Source organism: Vibrio sp. SCSIO 43137 (assembly GCF_028201475.1).
Classification (GTDB): Bacteria; Pseudomonadota; Gammaproteobacteria; order Enterobacterales; family Vibrionaceae; genus Vibrio.
On the sequence record NZ_CP116383.1, the window covers coordinates 1,559,348 to 1,575,233 of the forward strand.

14 protein-coding genes are annotated in these 15,886 nt (G+C 44.9%); 5 read left to right on the forward strand and 9 right to left on the reverse strand.

Features of this window, described 5'->3' with window-relative positions; genetic code table 11:
* The first annotated feature begins 248 nt into the window (after positions 1 to 248).
* Positions 249 to 3,815 carry a VCBS domain-containing protein gene (locus PK654_RS07315; protein ID WP_271698575.1) on the forward strand — a complete coding sequence of 1,189 codons (3,567 nt, stop codon included), beginning with the start codon at positions 249 to 251 and terminating at the stop codon, positions 3,813 to 3,815.
* 70 nt (positions 3,816 to 3,885) lie between these two features.
* Here PK654_RS07315 and PK654_RS07320 read toward each other — a convergent pair whose 3' ends face one another.
* The gene (locus tag PK654_RS07320; protein ID WP_271698576.1) at positions 3,886 to 5,079 is read right to left on the reverse strand and encodes a class I SAM-dependent methyltransferase; all 1,194 of its coding nucleotides are present in this window, start codon (positions 5,077 to 5,079) and stop codon (positions 3,886 to 3,888) included.
* Positions 5,080 to 5,231: 152 nt separating this feature from the next.
* Between PK654_RS07320 and yccX the strand changes: the two genes are divergently transcribed.
* A complete protein-coding gene (gene yccX, locus PK654_RS07325; protein WP_271698577.1) occupies positions 5,232 to 5,507 on the forward strand; it encodes an acylphosphatase in 276 nt (91 codons plus the stop codon).
* Positions 5,508 to 5,553: 46 nt separating this feature from the next.
* Here yccX and PK654_RS07330 read toward each other — a convergent pair whose 3' ends face one another.
* From PK654_RS07330 to PK654_RS07355, 6 genes are all read right to left on the reverse strand, one after another.
* Positions 5,554 to 5,883, reverse strand: coding sequence for a TusE/DsrC/DsvC family sulfur relay protein (locus PK654_RS07330; protein ID WP_271698579.1), 330 nt, complete (start codon positions 5,881 to 5,883; stop codon positions 5,554 to 5,556).
* A 99-nt stretch (positions 5,884 to 5,982) separates the two neighbouring features.
* Complete coding sequence (locus PK654_RS07335) at positions 5,983 to 6,645, reverse strand: Bax inhibitor-1/YccA family protein (protein ID WP_271698581.1); 663 nt, start codon at positions 6,643 to 6,645, stop codon at positions 5,983 to 5,985.
* Positions 6,646 to 6,858: 213 nt separating this feature from the next.
* Positions 6,859 to 7,608 carry an amino acid ABC transporter ATP-binding protein gene (locus PK654_RS07340; protein ID WP_271698583.1) on the reverse strand — a complete coding sequence of 250 codons (750 nt, stop codon included), beginning with the start codon at positions 7,606 to 7,608 and terminating at the stop codon, positions 6,859 to 6,861.
* 21 nt (positions 7,609 to 7,629) lie between these two features.
* Positions 7,630 to 8,727: an amino acid ABC transporter permease gene (locus PK654_RS07345; RefSeq protein WP_271698584.1), complete on the reverse strand. Its 1,098-nt coding sequence runs from the start codon at positions 8,725 to 8,727 to the stop codon at positions 7,630 to 7,632.
* A gap of 2 nt (positions 8,728 to 8,729) precedes the next feature.
* Positions 8,730 to 9,935, reverse strand: coding sequence for an amino acid ABC transporter permease (locus PK654_RS07350; protein WP_271698585.1), 1,206 nt, complete (start codon positions 9,933 to 9,935; stop codon positions 8,730 to 8,732).
* A 72-nt stretch (positions 9,936 to 10,007) separates the two neighbouring features.
* Positions 10,008 to 11,036 carry an amino acid ABC transporter substrate-binding protein gene (locus PK654_RS07355; RefSeq protein WP_271698586.1) on the reverse strand — a complete coding sequence of 343 codons (1,029 nt, stop codon included), beginning with the start codon at positions 11,034 to 11,036 and terminating at the stop codon, positions 10,008 to 10,010.
* A gap of 436 nt (positions 11,037 to 11,472) precedes the next feature.
* Here PK654_RS07355 and PK654_RS07360 point away from each other — a divergent pair, with 436 nt between their 5' ends.
* A complete protein-coding gene (locus PK654_RS07360) occupies positions 11,473 to 12,417 on the forward strand; it encodes a precorrin-2 dehydrogenase/sirohydrochlorin ferrochelatase family protein (protein ID WP_271698587.1) in 945 nt (314 codons plus the stop codon).
* Positions 12,418 to 12,511: 94 nt separating this feature from the next.
* On the opposite strand, the gene PK654_RS07365 is transcribed toward PK654_RS07360, so the two are convergent.
* Both PK654_RS07365 and PK654_RS07370 read right to left on the reverse strand, forming a co-directional pair.
* Positions 12,512 to 12,994, reverse strand: a complete 483-nt coding sequence (locus PK654_RS07365; protein WP_271698588.1) for a YajQ family cyclic di-GMP-binding protein — start codon at positions 12,992 to 12,994, stop codon at positions 12,512 to 12,514.
* Between the two features lie 12 nt (positions 12,995 to 13,006).
* Positions 13,007 to 14,062, reverse strand: a complete 1,056-nt coding sequence (locus PK654_RS07370) for a 3-deoxy-7-phosphoheptulonate synthase (protein WP_271698589.1) — start codon at positions 14,060 to 14,062, stop codon at positions 13,007 to 13,009.
* A gap of 304 nt (positions 14,063 to 14,366) precedes the next feature.
* On the opposite strand from PK654_RS07370, the gene PK654_RS07375 reads away from it, so the two are divergent.
* Both PK654_RS07375 and PK654_RS07380 read left to right on the forward strand, forming a co-directional pair.
* A complete protein-coding gene (locus tag PK654_RS07375) occupies positions 14,367 to 14,843 on the forward strand; it encodes a PaaI family thioesterase (protein WP_271698591.1) in 477 nt (158 codons plus the stop codon).
* Between the two features lie 80 nt (positions 14,844 to 14,923).
* Positions 14,924 to 15,763 (forward strand): CvfB family protein, encoded by an 840-nt coding sequence (locus PK654_RS07380; protein WP_271698831.1) that lies wholly within the window; start codon positions 14,924 to 14,926, stop codon positions 15,761 to 15,763.
* Positions 15,764 to 15,886 lie beyond the last annotated feature (123 nt).

A 15,886-nucleotide genomic window follows, 5' to 3' on the forward strand; every position in this document is an offset into this window, starting at 1 on the left:
GTATGTTTTTAAAGTAGTTGTTATCTTTGTTTAGCATTAGTAATTATACTCTAAATGTCATATTAGGCTCTTTAAGGTTCTGTTTTATATATTGCTTAAAACTTATCTTGTTGAAAAATATATAGATAGATTCAGATGTTAGTACTTTTGACAGTTTTGTAAATATGAGCGTAACTATTAATAGAAGTCAGTACTCTTTGTATAAGAATAATCTTATATAAACTCTGCTTTTATTAAGGGCTAAGGTTATGAACGTATTATTCGCAGGTGCAGCGGAAGGCACAAAATTTATCATTTTAGATGTTAATGGCCGTATGAGATTCTTAGACGATCCCTCACAGGTTCTTCCCGGTGAAGTGGTGGTGTCGAGCGGCAGCCGACCGATTGTAACGGATTTAGATTCCATAGCTGCCATAGCAAATGACCAAAATGAACTTACCAATATTAATCTTGGTGATGATATTCAGGCCTTGTTGGCCCAATTAGAGGCAGGATTGGACCCTACATTGTTGGGTGAAGAGTTTGCACCGGCTGCTGGTGAACAGCAGGGTTCTGCGCTGACAACATCCGGAACCATAGAAAGGACAGGCGCCGAGACTTTGGCATCCACCTCTTTTGATACCACCGGGCTGGAAAGTCAGGGATTATCAACTACCCAGAGTCTGGAGTTATTTCAACTACTGGCCGATGCAGTAGTATCAGGTTTTGCGGCCGACAGTGTTGTCGAGGCTGGCCTAAATGTGGTTGGCGACGATGAGGCCAGCGGAAAGCTGGATATTACTGATCCTGATGACGGCGAAAGCCTGTTTGCCCTTCCTCCGGAAGAAGATCTTGTTGGTGACTGGGGAACCTTTACCTTTGATGAAGAGGGTAACTGGACCTATACCCTTGATAACACTCTGGCCGATCCGTTAAATCAAGGTGATATCGAAACCGATGTGTTAACCGTTACATCCCTTGACGGCACTGCCACTCAGGAAATTACCATTACTATATTTGGTACCAATGACGGCGCGTTTATTACTAGCGGTGAGGGAGATAACAGCGTTACTGAAACAGGAACCGATCAGGAGCAACCGGCAGATTCAACCGCCGGTGGTCAGTTATTTGTTAGTGATGTGGATGATGGTGAAGCTACATTCCAGCCTCCTACAGCCGAAGATTTACAGGGTGACTATGGTGTTTTCACCTTTAACACCGATGACGGAACCTGGACTTATACCATTGATGAAGATCTGGCGGATAAATTAAATGACGGAGATGTTGAGTCTGACTCACTCACGGTAACCTCTTTTGACGGTACCGCTACGGAAACCATTACCGTAGAAGTAGTGGGGACAAATGATGGTGCAACCATTATTGTGGATGATGACGATGGCGGAGAGGGTGAAGGCGGACAGGACACCAATACCGTTGAGGCATCAAGTGACGCAGATGGTGTGGTGATCGATCCCGGAGACTCAAGTGCCGGTGGTAAATTGTTGGTTCAGGATGTTGATGAGGGCGAGGATGTGTTCCAGCCTGTTGATGCTGACGATCTGACTGGTGTTTATGGCGACTTCTCCTTCGATCCTGATACAGGTGTATGGAGCTATACCCTGGACAACGAGAGAGCGGCAACCAATGGCCTGACAGAAGGTCAACAGGAAGTTGATGAGCTTACTGTAGTCTCCGCGGACGGTACAGACTCTTATACGATTACGGTCAACGTTTTAGGTTCTAATGACGAAGCTAAAATTGTTACTGTGGGTGATCAGGATACAGATGTAAAAGAAGAGGGTAAGTCTGGTGACGGAACCGTGACCGAAGCGGGAGATGACTCAGCAGGTGGTCAGCTTCAGGTACTGGATGTCGATGATGGTGAAAATGTATTCCACCCCGATGATTCAGGTGAACATGAAGGCATGTACGGAACCTTTACGTTTGACTCAGACAGCGGAGTCTGGAGCTATACTTTAGACAATACTAAGCCGGAGACTCAGGCACTTGTTGATGGTGCTCAGGTGCAGGATACACTAACAGTCAACTCGTTTGATTCAACGGCCAGCTATGAGATTGTGGTGAATGTTGAAGGGACAAATGATGGCGCGGTGATCACCGACGATGGTGACGGAGAAGGTGGCGAAGCAGACTACAATGTTGTGGAGCAGGGCTATCAGGTAGCCGGTGATCCAAATGCAGGTGGTAAGCTGACGGTTTCTGACCCTGATAGTGGCGAGAGCAAGTTTATTGTTCCACAGGATCTACAGGGTAGCTACGGTACCTTTACCTTCTTTGAAGATGGTACCTGGAGTTATACCTTAGATCAGGACTTGGCTGACCCGCTTAATACGGATGATGTCGGTGTAACAGATACTTTGTTGGTGACATCAACAGACGGAACAGCGCAATATACCATCACTGTCAATATTGAAGGCAGCAATGATCAAGCCATCATAGTACCTGAGAATGAAGAAGAAAAAATCGTTGTAGAAGCAGCGGATCAAACCATTGACGGGGTTGAGTCATCCGTTGGTAGCCCTTCTACATCAGGTGTTCTTGTGGTTTCAGATGTAGATAATGTGGATAGCTCAGACATAGGTTCAGAGGAAAATCCGGATATATTCCAGACGCCGGTTAGCCTTGATGGTATGTACGGTACCTTTACCTTTGACAGTAAAACCGGTGAGTGGAGTTATACCTTAAATGATAATAACCCGGCAGTTGATGCACTGCTGCCGGAAGACGAACCACTGACAGATACACTGGATATCACTTCAATAGACGGAACCGGAACATACCAGATTGAAGTGAAAATTGAAGGTTCTGATGATCAGCCAATCGTCTCAAGTAACTCACTGGAAGTTGATTATAAAGATAACCTGACTAACCTCGGTTTATCTGCACCAACGGATGTAGACAGCGATAACCTGCTGATAACTGTCACTAAGCTTCCGCAGGGAACCGTTTATCTTGCCGATGGCCTTACTATGGTAACTGTGGGTATGGTGCTTACCTCTGAGCAATTGACAGGCCTTGTTTATGCGGCTCCTGATATCATAGACCCGACCGATTTGGATAACGGTGACAGCAGTCAGACCTTTAGCTTTGATGCCGGTAATTTTGAGTATGAAGTGTACGACGGAACCAGTACAGTCACTGGTGAAGTCGATGTTACGGTAAATATCCATTTTGATATTGTCTCAGAAGGTATGGCGGTTGATATCGTTACAGCGCGTCATGGTAATGATGAACTCAACTGGAAATATGATCCTGTCGACGGAAGGCCGGTAATCACCATTATTGAAGATGTAGAAAACGGTGCTTTCATTGATACCGGTGAGTTGGATGACCATGTTAACGGTACTAAGCAGGATGACCTTATTTTACTGGGCGAAGGTGATGACTACGCTAACGGTAATGAAGGTGACGATATTATCTTTGGTGAATCCGGTGATGATGATATCGAAGGCCATCATGGTAATGATGTCCTGAACGGTGGCGAAGGGAATGATGTTCTGAAAGGTGGTAACGATGCCGATACCTTCAGATACACAGAAACCGATCTGGATGGCAGTACTGACAGAATCGTTGATTTTAATCTGGCAGAGGGTGACTCACTTGATTTCTCCGCTATTCTTGAGGGAATGGATAACGAAGAGATTGAGAATTACTTTGACGATATGATCAACACAGTTACTGATGACGGTGTGAATTCCACTGTTATCGTCGGCTCGGGAAGTGAATCTGTAATGATTGAATTTACCGGAGTAACGGATACAGAAATGACAAACTATCTGGATTCACTTAAAGCCAGTATGACTTCAGAGCCGTAAAGATAGGGTTTGGACTAAAATAGAAAAGGGGCATCTAATGCCCCTTTCTTATATGACTTCACTGCTAAAGCTACAGAACCTTACAGGCAAAGCCTTTCAGGTAAAAACCTTCGGGGTAGGCGGTATCGACCGGGTGGTCAGCGGCTTGCTCAAAACGCTCGACAAATTTAACACTTCTTCCTGCGTCCAGAGCCGCATCGGAAAGGATCTTTTGGAACAGATTTTGATCCATCAGGCCGGAGCAGGAGTAAGTTAGCAAGGTTCCGCCCGGTTTAAGGATTTGCATTGCCAGCATATTGATGTCTTTGTAACCACGGCAGGCACCATTTAACTGGGCTTTTGAGTCAGCAAACTTTGGCGGATCCATAATAACCACGTCAAACTTTGTTCCCTGATCACGGTATTCACGAAGCAACTTGAAAACATCTGCATTGAGAAATACAGCGCGCTTTTTGGAGATATCAAAGCCGTTAAGCAGGGCATTCTCTTTTGCATTATCCAGTGCTGGCTGAGAAACATCGGCGTTAATTACACGCTTAGCACCACCTTTGAGGGCATAAAGACCGAAACCACCGGTATAAGAGAAGCAGTTGAGTACTTCGCGGTCCTTAACATATTTCATCGACTGTTGGCGGCTGTCTCTCTGATCAAGGTAGAAGCCGGTTTTATGACCGCCCTGAATATCAACATTAATCTTGATACCGTTCTCTTCAATCACGACAGATTTTGGCGGCTCTTCACCGTGAAGTACTCCCATGGCCTCTTTCAGGCCTTCTTTTTTACGGATAGCGACGTCTGAGCGCTCATAAATATTGCAGTCGGGGAAGCAGTCAATAAGGGCTTCAATCAGGTTGGTTTTCTGATACTCGGCGCCGGCACTGAGTAACTGGCAGACCAGAAAATTTTGGTATTTATCAATAGTAATACCCGGTAAGCCGTCAGATTCAGCAGCAATAAGGCGGTAACCAGTCAGACCGTCGCGTTCAATTACCTCTTCACGAAGCAACTGGGCCTGTTTGATACGCTGAATAAAAAATGACTTGTCGATAGCTTGCTTGTCAAAACTCCAGATACGGGCACGGATTTGTGAACTGGGAGAATAGGCGGCTTTAGCCAGCCATTCGCCGTTTGCAGCAAAAACATCAACGGTTTCACCAGAAACAGGATCACCTTCAACTCTTTTGATTCCGCGGGAGAAAATCCAAGGATGTTTACGTCTCAGAGATTTTTCGCGCCCTTTTTCCAGATAAATTGCTGCAGCCATGATGAGTTCCAGATAGTTTAGAAGGAGCGGTATTGTGGGGAATTAGTATGGGAAAATCAACAGGGAAACTCAGTTTGAGTTGTATATCAAACCAGCCTTCAGGCGGATGGTATACACTTTTGCTGAGAAATTGCTGCAAATGGAGATCTTCAATGAGTGAAAAAGCAATGAAGTTTATTGTTTCAGGGCTGGTTCAGGGGGTAGGGTTTCGCTATCACACCTGTCATGAGGGCATTAAGCGGGGCCTGACGGGATATGCCAAAAATCTGATGAACGGCGACGTAGAAGTGATTGCCTGCGGGAGTGAACAGCAGGTTGATTCTATTCATGAGTGGTTAAAACAGGGGCCGGTATCCGCCCGGGTTGATCGGTTGGTCACCGAGGTAATCGAGGTAAAACCTTACAGCCGTTTTGAAATTCGTTACTAAAAAAAGAGTAGCATCTGGCTACTCTTTGACGGTTACCTATTTAAAACTACAGGCATTTGGCCGGTTTAGGTAAGCCGGCAAGCTTAGTTGCCTGCTTTGCAGGGCCTTTGCGAAATAACTTAAACAGGTATTTGCTGTTGCCTTTTTCAGGGCCGTGCTCTTTCTCCATCGCTTTTACTAACATGCGGATAGCGGGAGAGGTGTTAAACTCTTCGTAGAATGCACGAACAAAAAAGATCACTTCAAGATGAGCCTCAGTGACCTCAATACCTTCTTCCTTGGCTAATATCTCAATCATGCCTTTTTCCCACTGATCAAAGTGGAGGAGGTAACCCTCTGCATCAGTCTCTATCTTATGGCCGTTGTATTCAAACATTGTCTCTGTCCGGTGGAAATTTTGCGACAGAATAACCCGTTTTAGCGTAACAAAAAAGCCCGGATAAAATATCCGGGCTTATATTTAGTTGCATCAGATTTAGTCGTCGTTCATAACGCCAAGGATGCTTAGCAAGCTGATAAAGATGTTGTAGATAGAAACATACAGAGTCACCGTTGCTGAGATATAGTTTGTTTCACCGCCACGTACAATCGACTGAGTCGTCAGAAGGATTGCACCGGTAGAGAACAGGATAAACATACCGCTTAGCGCCAGTGACAGCACAGGCATTTGCAGGAAGAAGTTAGCAATCATGCCAACAATCAGTACTACAAAACCAGCCAGCATCATACCGTTAAGGAACGACAGGTCACGCTTAGTCGTTAGTGCATAAGCTGAGGCTGCCATAAAGGCAAGGGCAGTACCACCCAGAGCCGTCATTACAACGTCACCCATGCCGGCGCCGATATACATGTTAAGGATAGGACCTAAGGTATAGCCCATAAATCCGGTCAGTGCGAAAGTAAATACTAAACCTAAGCTGTTGTTGCGGTTCTTTTCAATCATGAAAAGCAGACCGTAAAAACCAACCAGTACAATAATAAAGTTAGGGTATGGCAGGTTCATTGCCATTGAAACACCAGCGACAACCGCTGACCACAATAGCGTTAGAGATAATAGAAAATAAGTATTGCGTAATACTTTGTTCGTTTGAATCACGCCTTGTTGTGTTGACGAGCGGGAAACCATTGGACTGTTCATAATCTTCCTCAATAGGTAACTGATTAATTACTTAGTATATATATTGGCCTGAAAGTTCCAATTTTCAAGTCCTGATATATAAAGAGTAGTCGTTTAAATACCCTTATAATTAACAAGTTCACTTTATTTATAAATAGAAAACTTTCTGTAATCGGCTGACCAATCAGAAAAAAGGCAGCTTAGCTGCCTTTCCGTTATTGTGTAACACTTCTGTTAGTGACTCAAGATCTGACTTAAGAAGTTTTGAGTTCGATCCGACTGTGGATTCTCAAAGAAATCAACAGGATTATTCTCCTCAATGATTTCCCCTGCATCCATAAATATCACCCGGTCGGCAACCTCTTTAGCAAAGCCCATTTCATGGGTTACACAGAGCATGGTCATACCTTCTTCAGCCAGTTCTACCATAACGTCCAGTACCTCACGAACCATTTCTGGGTCGAGTGCTGATGTAGGCTCATCGAACAACATGATCTGAGGGTTCATACAGAGAGAGCGGGCGATGGCAACACGCTGCTGCTGACCACCGGATAACTGACCGGGATACTTATCTGCCTGATCCGGGATCTTAACCCTTTCCAGATATTTCATGGCAATCTCTTCTGCTTCGTCTTTCGGCATCTTCTTAACCCAAATAGGTGCCAATGTGCAGTTTTCCAGTACCGTGAGGTGAGGGAACAGATTAAAGTGCTGGAAACACATTCCAACTTCTCTTCGCACCGCTTCAATGTTTTTCAGATCTTCTGTCAGCTCATTATCGGCGACGATGATCTTGCCTTTCTGATGTTCTTCCAGACGGTTAATACAGCGAATCATGGTTGATTTACCTGAGCCGGAAGGGCCACAAATAACGATTTTTTCGCCTTTTTTTACTTTCAGGTTGATATTTTTAAGAACATGGAACTCTCCGTACCATTTGTTCATATCATCCAGTTCGATTACGTAATCTTGTTGTTGCGTCATAATACGTCCTTGAATTCTTAACTATCGTTTGTGACCGGTGTGGAGTTTGTTTTCCAGCCATATCGAGTAACGCGACATGCCGAAACAGAACACCCAGAACACTAACGCGACAAATACATAACTTTCCGTTGCAAAACCTAACCACTCAGGGTCGGTGTTTGCTGCCTGTCCGATACCAAGTACATCAAACATACCGATAATCAGTACCAGACTGGTGTCTTTAAACAGGCCTATAAAGGTGTTAACAATAGATGGAATGGTGATTTTCAGTGCCTGAGGCAGGATAATCAGTCCCATTTTCTTCCAGTAACTCAGACCCAGCGCATCGGCAGCTTCATACTGGCCTTTCGGAATGGCCTGAAGACCGCCACGAATAACTTCCGCCATATAAGCAGCACTAAACATCACCACACCGATAAGGGCACGGATCAGCTTATCTGTCTCTGAGCCTTCTGCCAGGAACAGGGGTAACATAACCGAAGCCATAAACAGAACAGTAATCAGAGGCACACCACGCCAGATCTCAATGTAGGTGGTACAGATGCTGCGGATAATAGGCATCTCTGAACGCCGTCCCAGCGCAAGGGCAACGCCAATTGGCAGGGAAACAACGATACCGACAATGGCGATAATCAGAGTAACCAGCAAGCCGCCCCATTTATGGGTTTCAACCACTTCAAGGCCGAAGATGCCGCCATATAACAGTGCCGCCACCATAAACGGATAGATGTTTACAAAAAACAGCCAGATCCAGGTTCTCTTTGGTGTTTTCTCATACATCAGCAGAGCGACAAAGATAGCCAGCGTTGCGTAGAACAGGCGGGGACGCCAAAGTTCAGCTTCCGGGTAGAAGCCATACATAAACTGTTCCCAACGGACGCTGATAAACACCCAGCAGGCTCCGTCACGGCTACAGGCTTCTCTGGTGGTGCCAATCCAGTCAGCGTTAAGGAATGCCCAGTCAGCGATAACCCAGAGCAAATTAAAAACTAAATAACCAAGTATGACGGTAACAACAGAGTTGACCGGGCCGTTAAACAGGTTTTTTCTCAGCCAGCCAACAACACCGACAGTATTTGCCGGGGGCGGGAGGCTTTCTTGAAATTGATGCACTTTCATAATTACCTCTCCACCAATGCGACTTTCTTGTTATAGATGTTCATCAACGCTGATGTCACCAGACTCAGGGTCAGATAAACCGCCATGGTCATTGCGATGATCTCAATAGCCTGACCGGTTTGGTTAAGGGTGGTACCGGCAAACACAGACACCAGATCCGGATAACCGATAGCCATCGCCAGCGATGAGTTTTTAGTCAGGTTAAGGTACTGGCTGGTAAGCGGCGGAATAATAATTCTCAGTGCCTGAGGGATCACAATTAGCTTCAGGGTACGGTTTCTTGGTAAGCCAAGAGACATAGCCGCTTCCGTCTGACCATGACTGACGGCATTGATACCGGAGCGTACAATTTCAGCGATAAAAGAAGCGGTATAAATACTCAGGGCAAGCAACAGGGCTGCAAGCTCAGGAATAATGCTGATACCACCGCGGAAGTTAAACCCTTTCAATTCAGGGTACTCACTTGAGATAGGTGAACCGGCAAGGAAGTAAACCACAACAGGCATAACGACGCAGAGACCGAAGACGATTCGTCCCATTGGAGTTATCTGGCCTGTCAGTCTCTGACGGTTATTGCCCCAGATATTGATTAGTACCGACAGAACGATACCAAGTACAAAGGCACCGATCACGATAGCACTTCCGGCTTCAAACACCGGAGCAGGGAAGTAAAGGCCCCGAACGTTAAGGAATATCGCTTCGCCTAAGCTCATACTTTGGCGTGGCGACGGTAAAGCCTGAAGTACGGCGAAATACCAGAAAAAGATCTGCAGAAGCAGAGGGACATTACGGAAAATCTCGATATAAACCGCTGCCAGACGACTGACTAGCCAGTTTGAAGAGAGACGAGCTATACCAATAGCAAATCCGAGTACCGTTGCCAGTATAATGCCCAGAAACGAGACAAGTGCTGTGTTCAGAAGACCGACAACAAAGGTTCTTCCGTAAGAAAATGTTTCATCATATTCAATCAGTGTCAGGCCAATACCAAACCCTGCTTCCTGACTGAGAAAGCCAAAACCGGTGGAAATGCCACGGGCATCAAGGTTAGTAAGAGCGTTGTTTACAATGGTGTAGAAGAAGTAAACCAGTGCAAGAATGGCCAGTGCCTGAAAAATGACGGAACGAAAGGTGGGATTGTAAAGCAGATTGGCACTTTTCGCTTTTGGTGCCTGCGAATCATGCGCGACAGTATCTGTGGGTTTCATACAACTATAACCTCTGAATTCATTGAATAAAGGGCGGAAAGTTCCGCCCAATCAAGCTATCCAATTAGCGAATTAACGGATTGGCGGAGCGTACATAAAGCCACCCGCATTCCACAGTGCGTTAACGCCACGAGAGATTTTCAGTGGTGAGCCTTCACCTACAGTAGACTCAAAAAGTTCACCGTAGTTACCCACTTGCTTAACGATTTGGTAGCCCCAGTCGTCACGAATACCAAGTGCCTTACCTTTAGGTCCGTCTACACCCAGAATACGTTTGATATTTGGATCGGTAGACTTAAGCATCTTGTCGGCATTCTTAGAGGTAATACCGTACTCTTCAGCGTTGATCATTGCTGCCAGAGTCCATTTAGCGATGTTGAACCACTGGTCGTCGCCTTGTCTTACTACCGGTCCTAGAGGTTCTTTAGAGATGATTTCCGGTAATACCACTGCTGAAGATGGATCTTTCAGATTCAGGCGAAGTGCGTACAGGCCAGACTGGTCAGTAGTCAGCACGTCACAACGACCTGCGTCAAAGCCTTTCGATGTCTGAGCTGCTGTATCAAATACTACAGGCTTATACGACATTCCGTTGTTACGGAAGTAGTCGGCAAGGTTAAGTTCTGTTGTTGTACCTGACTGAACACATACTGATGCGCCGTCAAGCTCTTTAGCACTTTTCAGGCCCAGATCTTTATTTACCATAAAGCCCTGACCGTCATAGTAAGTTACACCGACGAAGTTCAGACCCAGTGCGGTATCACGGTGCAGAGTCCATGTGGTGTTACGGGACAGAATGTCGATTTCGCCAGACTGAAGGGCTGTAAAACGTTCTTTAGCAGTTAGAGGGACATATTTAACTTTAGACTTGTCTCCTAAAACAGCTGCTGCCAGTGCCTGACAGTAAGCAACATCGATACCTTCCCATTCACCTTTGGAGTTAGGGTTAGAGAAGCCCGGAAGACCAGTACTCACACCACAAGTCAGAAAACCTTGTGAAGTGACTTTATCAAGAGTACCGTCTGCGGCGGATGCAGTGTTGCTCATAAGGGCTGTTGATGCAGCTACGACTGAAGCAAGAATTGTAAGTTTATTTGCCATTTGTATCCTTCCTGTATGATCCATTTTGAACCAGGTGACACCTGATACAAGTTCCTTGATGTTATGTTTATTTGAACTGTTTTATGACCGGATGGCCTAAAACAATCTGTTGTATCTACCGGCAAGGTCTATAAAATTCCTAGAGAATTTCAACATCACCTGAGCCAGAGAATTTTTATAACCGAACAGTTGTTAGAATGACCAAATGTTGCTTATTTGTAAATAGTGCAAAAGCGCACCATATAGGTTCGCGGTTATATATATTATGTATAGTCGACTTAATAGATATATCCACTATCAATTTCGATTAAAGTAAACATGATCACTGGTCGGAGTTGGAAATTTAATAGTTCATCGTTCTGGATGTAACAAATATGTTAATTTTGTGCACTAAAGTGGTGCGCAGAGGCTTAGTCATTGAGGTAGTAAAGAGAATATGCAGTATTTTCCGCTGTTTTATAATTTAACCAATAAGCCCGTTTTAGTAGTCGGTGGGGGAGAAGTCGCTTCACGTAAAGTCGATATGCTGGTGAGAGCCGGTGCTGATGTCACTATCGTTTCACCGCAGGTTACTCCTTTTCTGCAAGATCTGATCAGCCGCAAGCAGTGCCGCTGGATTGAAGGTGTTTATAACAAAGAACATCAATCCGGTATGGTGCAGGTATGGGCGACTACCGATGATAAGCCACTGAACCATTTGGTGCATAAAAATGCCAAAAGTGATGGGATAATGGTTAACGTGGTTGACGATAAACCCTACTGTGACTTTATTACTCCTTCTATGGTTAACCGCGGGCGTATTCAGGTGGCCATATCGAGTGGTGGTGCTTCGCCGGTATTGGTAAGAAGAATCCGTGAAACGATAGAAACATCCCTTGCTCAGAATCTGGAGTTGATAGCTGATTTCGCGATGGATAAACGAGAGGATGTACAGAGTAGGTTTAGCTCAGTCTCTCAGCGTCGAGTGTTCTGGCAGAATTTTTTCGATTCTCCGGCCATTGATAGTGCAGGCAGTAAAGAAGAGCTTGAGACTCTGTACAAGACGATATTAAAGCAGGGTATAAAAGAGACACTGTCACGTAACTGGCTGGAGTTTGGCTGCGACGCTGACAGTTTAAGTCTGAAAACCCTCAGAACAATGCAGAAAGCTGAAGTGGTTTTTTATCCGGCTGATTGTCCGTTCGAGTTTATCGATCTATGTCGCAGGGATGCTGAAAGAGTTGAGTATAAAAACTTGCACGATTTACAACAATTACTAGGCAATGCTGAGAATGAAAATATGACTGATATCTGCATATTTATTCCGAGAGGTGAAATGTCTGCCAATCAGAAACTCGCTGATTTTGCGAAAAATGAGGCGCTTTTCAGAGTCGTTGAGTAGGGAAATAAAAAAGGGAAGCAGCATGCTTCCCTTTGTTTTTAGAACCTTGTACCACCGTCTGTGGCGGTGGTGATTGTTTATTACTGAACAGTAATTAATCTCTGAAGTTATCGAACTGGAATGGCTGACCCAGTTCAGCTTCTTTAATCAGACCGATAGCAGCCTGAAGATCGTCACGTTTTTTGCCTGTTACACGTACCTTGTCTCCCTGAATTGAAGACTGTACTTTAATCTTGGCATCTTTAATGGCTTTAACCACTTTCTTGGCAACAGGTGTCTCGATACCTTGTTTAAACAGAACGTCCTGATACCAGCTTTTACCGGAATGAACCGCAGTTTTGGTTTCGATAGCAGCTGCATCGACGCCACGCTTAGCAAGGTTACCACGCAGGATATCCATAAGCTGTCTTAGCTGGAAATCATCAGGAGCGGCCATTTTAACCACTTCATCTTTAAGTTCGAAGCTGGCGTCAACACCGCGGAAGTCAAAACGTGTTGAAAGTTCACGGTTAGAGTTATCGACAGCATTTCTGACTTCGACTAAATCTATTTCGGAAATAATATCAAAAGAGGGCATTTGGATTGGCTCCTAATTGTTTTGTGTTTTAATGGCTTCTGCCAACATATCTAGCATAGTAAGGGTATCATTCCAGCCGATACATGGATCAGTAATTGACTGACCATACTTAAGTGCCGTGAGATCATGCATTGGCTGGTTACCTTCTTCTATGAAGCTCTCAGCCATAATTCCTGCAATAAACTTACTGCCGCCACGGATCTGATCACAGATATTTTTGGCAACGTCTAACTGTTTACGGTGTTTCTTCTCACAGTTGGCGTGGCTGAAGTCAACAACCAGACGTTGTGGAAGATCAAACTCTGCCAGTCTCTTGCAGGCAGATTCAATAGACTCTGCATCAAAGTTAGGACCAGTATCGCCGCCACGCAGGATAATATGTCCCCATGGGTTGCCGCTGGTGCGATATACCGTCATGCGGCCATTTTTGTCCGGCGAGTAAAAATAGTGGCTGGCATGGCTGGCGCGAATGGCGTCAATAGCCGTTTTAACATTGCCGTTAGTACCGTTTTTAAAACCGACAGGGCAAGAAAGAGCGGAAGCCATTTCACGGTGAATCTGTGACTCTGTTGTACGGGCACCGATTGCACCCCAGGTGATCAGGTCAGCAATGTACTGGCCGGTAATCATATCGAGAAACTCGGTTGCCGTTGCCAGCCCGAGTTTATTGATATCAAGAAGAAGTTTTCTCGCCTTATTAAGACCCGCTTCCAGCGCATAAGAACCATCAAGGTTAGGATCGGTAATCAAGCCTTTCCAGCCAACAACGGTGCGCGGTTTTTCAAAATAGGTTCTCATGACGATAAATAGCTCGTCCTGATACTTTTCCTGAACGTGTGCCAGACGGTTGGCATATTCTAACGCGGCGTCCGTATCGTGAACTGAACAAGGACCGACAATGACCAGCAGGCGGTTATCTTGTCCGTTAAGAATTCTTTCAATTTGTCGGCGGGAGTTTGCAATTCTTTCTGCAACTTCATCTGTAATAGGGTGTTGATCACTGAGCTCTGCCGGTGTTGGCATCGGGCCAAGAGGCTGAGTTCTTAATTCATCAGTTTTTAAAGGCATTGTTACAACTGTATTTCTATGGCGAAGGGCTAAAGATAACGGAAATGAAGCAAGTAATAAACAGAGATTGCTTAGATCAATAAAAAAAACAGCCCATCAAGTGTAAAGCGAGCTCTATCAGGTTGATTTACGGCTATATTTGCTACTAGGCAAGTGGCGGTCAGCATGTTAGTTCAGAGGGTTTATTTTGCTGCCATACTCTCTACTCCCTTAGTCTAAAAGTGAATCTGTTTTGTTAACAATATGTTGACAATTATTTTGATGGCAGGTTAACTGGTCTAATCAGTTATCCAAGGATGGAACTATGTTTTCAAATCTTACAAAAGTTAATTTTTACTTAAACCTGTTTGCCTTTACTAAGGTGCCTTTAATCTGGCTTTGCCGGCCAAAAATCATCGAAATAGACCAAGAGAAAGTGGTGGTAAAGATTCCTCTGAAGAGAAGAACCAAAAATCACCTGAACAGTATGTATTTTGGTGTTCTTGCCGTAGGTGCCGACGTGGCTGGTGGCTTTTTAGCCATGAGCAAGGCAAAAGAGAACAACAAAAAAATCTCTCTTGCTTTTAAGCAGGTAGAAGGGCGATTTCTGAAACGGCCTGAAGCGGATGTGATTTTTACCTGTACCGACGGTAAATTGATTGACGAAATACTTCAGCAGAGCAGTGAGACGGGTGAAAGGGTTAACCGTCCGGTGCGCATTGTAGCTACTTGCCCGTCGATAAATGGTGATGAGCCCATGGCCGAATTCGATCTAATGCTGTCGGTTAAAACCCTTAGTTGAGCTTGCTGACTGATCGGCACTCGCTTCTTAACAGGGATTGGGTATAATTCCCCTCCAGATTAAGGTACGAGTACATATTGATGATAAAAGTTGGTCAGATTAATTCCCTTGAAGTACAGAAAATTGAAGATTTCGGTATCTTTCTAGATGCAGACGATTACGGCAGTGTCATGCTTGCCAGACGTTTGGCTCCTGAACAGGTCACTGTGGGAGAAAAACTGGACGTTTTTCTGTTCTTTGATGCTGATAACCAGCTAACGGCAACCACCGAAACCCCAATTGCGCAGGTAGGCGAATGGGGATTAATGAAAATTGTCGGTGTTAATAGTACCGGTGCTTTTGTTGACTGGGGCGTGGCCCAAAAAGATCTTCTTGTACCATTCAGTGAGCAGCGTGCACGTTACCGTGAAGGACAGAACATTCTGGTTTATGTCTATACCGATAAAGCGTCCGGCCGAATCGTGGGTACAACCAAGTTCAATAAACTGCTTGATAAAACGCCGGCAAATTACAGCAGAAACCAGCAGGTGGAGCTACTCATCGCTGAGCGTAGTGATCTCGGTTATAAAGCCATCATTAACGGCAGCCACTGGGGAATGATTTTTCCTTCAGATGTGTTCGGAAAACTCTTTATCGGTAAGCGTCTAAAGGGTTATATCAAAAATGTCCGCGCTGACGGCAAAATCGATCTTGCACTACAGAAAATCGGCACCGGTAAGATGGATGATTTGAGTGAAAAGATTCTGGATTTATTAGAAAAGAAAGATGGCTTCCTGCCACTGAATGACAAATCGACACCGGATGCTATCTTCTCTGTATTCAGAACCAGTAAAGGTACCTTTAAAAAGAGTATTGGTGCGCTGTATAAAGCCGGTAAAATAACGCTGGAAAAAGAAGGTATTCGCCTGAAAAACAGTTAATTTTTAATAATAAGAATGTAAAGACGAAAAAGAGCCCAGCGCTCTCCTGTGGCTGGGCTTAGGGGAAAGGTTCTAAACTGAGTATTTAAAAGTATAGAACCTGCGCTAATCATTACTCACTTG

Coding starts and splice junctions, on each gene's coding strand:
- PK654_RS07315 (WP_271698575.1), top strand. CDS start 249: ATGAACGTATTATTCGCAGGTGCAGCGGAAGGCACAAAATTTATCATT.
- PK654_RS07320 (WP_271698576.1), bottom strand. CDS start 5,079: ATGGCTGCAGCAATTTATCTGGAAAAAGGGCGCGAAAAATCTCTGAGA.
- yccX (WP_271698577.1), top strand. CDS start 5,232: ATGAGTGAAAAAGCAATGAAGTTTATTGTTTCAGGGCTGGTTCAGGGG.
- PK654_RS07330 (WP_271698579.1), bottom strand. CDS start 5,883: ATGTTTGAATACAACGGCCATAAGATAGAGACTGATGCAGAGGGTTAC.
- PK654_RS07335 (WP_271698581.1), bottom strand. CDS start 6,645: ATGAACAGTCCAATGGTTTCCCGCTCGTCAACACAACAAGGCGTGATT.
- PK654_RS07340 (WP_271698583.1), bottom strand. CDS start 7,608: ATGACGCAACAACAAGATTACGTAATCGAACTGGATGATATGAACAAA.
- PK654_RS07345 (WP_271698584.1), bottom strand. CDS start 8,727: ATGAAAGTGCATCAATTTCAAGAAAGCCTCCCGCCCCCGGCAAATACT.
- PK654_RS07350 (WP_271698585.1), bottom strand. CDS start 9,935: ATGAAACCCACAGATACTGTCGCGCATGATTCGCAGGCACCAAAAGCG.
- PK654_RS07355 (WP_271698586.1), bottom strand. CDS start 11,036: ATGGCAAATAAACTTACAATTCTTGCTTCAGTCGTAGCTGCATCAACA.
- PK654_RS07360 (WP_271698587.1), top strand. CDS start 11,473: ATGCAGTATTTTCCGCTGTTTTATAATTTAACCAATAAGCCCGTTTTA.
- PK654_RS07365 (WP_271698588.1), bottom strand. CDS start 12,994: ATGCCCTCTTTTGATATTATTTCCGAAATAGATTTAGTCGAAGTCAGA.
- PK654_RS07370 (WP_271698589.1), bottom strand. CDS start 14,062: ATGCCTTTAAAAACTGATGAATTAAGAACTCAGCCTCTTGGCCCGATG.
- PK654_RS07375 (WP_271698591.1), top strand. CDS start 14,367: ATGTTTTCAAATCTTACAAAAGTTAATTTTTACTTAAACCTGTTTGCC.
- PK654_RS07380 (WP_271698831.1), top strand. CDS start 14,924: ATGATAAAAGTTGGTCAGATTAATTCCCTTGAAGTACAGAAAATTGAA.